We start from the raw sequence: 1,642 nt of genomic DNA, 5'->3' as shown, positions 1-1,642 counted from the left end.
CTTGGATTCCAGTAGTCGTTGCAACGCTGCTGGAAGGTGGTGGCGTTGGCTGGTCGGAAGTATTCGAAGGAGCAGCGGGAGTTGTTCTTCGATCTGCTGGATCGTGGAGGCAGTGTCAGGGCCGCGGCGACCGCGGCGGGCGTGCATCCTGGTGCGGCGTATACGTGGCTGCGGAAAAGTGGATTGGTGATGCGCCGGGGGACTCCGCGCGTCTACACCGAGCAGGAGAAGGCCGAGTTCTTCCGGTTGCTGGCCGAACGTGGGAACGTCTCGGCTGTTGCGCGTGAGCTCGGTTTCACCAGGATCACCTGCTACAAGTGGGCGCACCAGGCCGGGATCTTCACCAGCGAGGCACGTCGGATGCCGCCGCGGCGGGAGGAGTTCCTGCGGTTGCGTGCCGAGGGGTTGACCCGAGCGCAGGCGGCTCGGCGGGTGGGGGCGGACAAGCGTTCGGCGGCGGACTGGGACAAGGGCATCACCATCATCCATCGAGGCCGGATCTACCCCGACGGTCGCGTGGTGCGCTACCCGAATCCGATACTGGCAGACGTGAATTCACCGCGCACGGCCAACGTTCTGGGTGGGAAGATCGACCTCGATCGAGTCGAGAAGCCGATCCACCCCCGGTATCTGAGCTTGCTGGAACGCGAGCAAGTATGCGATCTGCACCGAGCCGGGCTGACGGTCCGCCGGATCGCCGCGGAGCTGGGGCGTTCACCATCGACGATCAGCCGCGAGCTGCGCCGCAACACAACCTCGGCGCGGGGATATCTGCCCCACTCCGCCCACCGCGCCTCGGTCGCTCGCCGGTTGCGGCCCCGCGACCCGAAGCTGACGGCGAACGCGTCGTTGCGTGACTACGTTCGAGACAAGCTCGCACGGAAGTGGTCACCCCAGCAGATCAGCCATCGCCTGGTCGTCGACTTCCCGACCGATCTGCAGATGCGCGCCTGCACCGAGACGATCTACCAGGGCATCTACGTCCACGCCCGAGGCGAGTTGAAGCGCGAACTCGCCCGCCACTTGCGTCGTGGCCGTCTCCGGCGCAGACCTCGTCGTGACCCCGCCGCGCGCCGGCCGCGTTTCGTCGAGCCGATGTCGCTGATCACCACACGCCCGCCCGAGGTCGAGTCCCGCACCGCGCCCGGCCACTGGGAAGGAGACCTCGTCATCGGCGCCACCAACCGCTCGGCCATCGCGACCCTGGTCGAACGATCCAGCCGCTTCGTCGTGCTGGTCCACCTCGGAGCAGACCGCAGCGCCGAAGCACTACGCGACGGCCTCATCGCCACCATCTCGGGGCTGCCTGCCCAGCTGCGGGGCACCCTCACCTGGGATCAAGGCGGTGAGATGGCCGAACACCGCGCCTTCAGCAACGCCACCGACATGGCCGTCTACTTCTGCGAACCGGGCTCGCCATGGCAACGTGGCAGCAACGAGAACACAAACGGGCTACTGCGCCAATACTTCCCACGCGGCAGCGACCTCCGGGTTCACACACCCACGGCGCTGCAAGCAGTCGCCGACGAACTCAACAACCGACCCCGCAAATGCCTCGCCTGGCAAACACCCACCGAAAGACTCGATGCTTTACTGAACGCTTCGTAGTTCGAACCGTTGCGACGACCACTGGAATCCAAGC

The 1,642-nt window shown here is 66.1% G+C and carries 1 protein-coding gene; it reads left to right on the top strand.

Annotation, left to right across the window (positions count from 1 at the left end; all coding sequences use genetic code 11):
* The first annotated feature begins 405 nt into the window (after nt 1-405).
* A complete protein-coding gene (locus tag IU450_RS39205; protein ID WP_228835761.1) occupies nt 406-1,608 on the top strand; it encodes an IS30 family transposase in 1,203 nt (400 codons plus the stop codon).
* The last annotated feature ends 34 nt before the right edge of the window (nt 1,609-1,642 follow it).

This window comes from Nocardia abscessus (genome assembly GCF_015477775.1).
Lineage (GTDB): Bacteria > Actinomycetota > Actinomycetes > Mycobacteriales > Mycobacteriaceae > Nocardia > Nocardia abscessus_A.
This window is presented reverse-complemented; position numbering and strand designations above follow the sequence as displayed.